At 51.7% G+C, this 809-nt stretch carries 1 protein-coding gene; it reads right to left on the bottom strand.

From position 1 onward, the window contains the following. A partial coding sequence (locus tag QGM61_RS15195; RefSeq protein WP_317622206.1) for a helix-turn-helix domain-containing protein occupies positions 1-645 on the bottom strand: 645 nt, incomplete at its 3' end. Positions 646-809 lie beyond the last annotated feature (164 nt).

Genomic DNA, 809 nt, shown 5'->3' with positions numbered 1-809 from the left:
GCTTAGCCCGAATAGCGCGTTGGCAGAGGCGAATGGCAGACCGTTATCACTGCGAAGCGCAAACGGCACACCAAACTCCTTAAATACGCGCTCAAAGACTGTGAAAGCATCCTTCTCCCTGGTTGACTCCAGCGCCTCGCAGGCCAACAGATAGCGGCTGCGGTAATCGGTAATAGTCAGTGGATAGCAGTAACGCTGGTTTCCCAGTAAAAACTCACCCTTATAGTCCGTGCACCACAACCCATTCGGTGTGAGCGAATCACTCAATGGAGTGCCTTGGGCTCGATAACGACGCTTTTTGCGTGGTGTAACCAGACCATGACGTTCCAGCACAGCATGCACGGTGCTTTTGGCGGGTGCCTTGATGGTTGGGAAGTTGCGAATCAGCTTTTCGCGAATCTTTGGTGCTCCCCAGTCAGGCCATTGCTGTTTGAGCTTCAAAATCGTTCGCTCAACCTGCACCGGTAGCTTGTTTGCATGGCGATAGGGCCGTCGACTGCGATCGACAAGCCCTTCCAGACCACTATCTTTGTAGCGGTTAAATATCTTATAGCCAGTTTTGCGGGAGATGCCGAAATCGCGACACACCTGGGTCATGGGTTCCCCATCGAGCAACCTGGCAACGAACTTAAGTCTCTCATCCATACGGTTACACTCTTTCCAGGGCATTTGGGCAACCTCCCAAATACCGACATGTGTAACCTATGTCCCCGGTATAGTCTGTAACCTATGTATCAGGTTGTTCAAAGGTCCGCTTTATGCGGGCCTTTTTTGTTTGTGGTGTCTGGTTAGTGAGAACTCCCCAGTTC

It is taken from the genome of Pseudohongiella sp. SYSU M77423, assembly GCF_029911965.1.
In the GTDB taxonomy this organism is placed as follows: Bacteria; Pseudomonadota; Gammaproteobacteria; order Pseudomonadales; family Pseudohongiellaceae; genus Pseudohongiella.
This window is presented reverse-complemented; position numbering and strand designations above follow the sequence as displayed.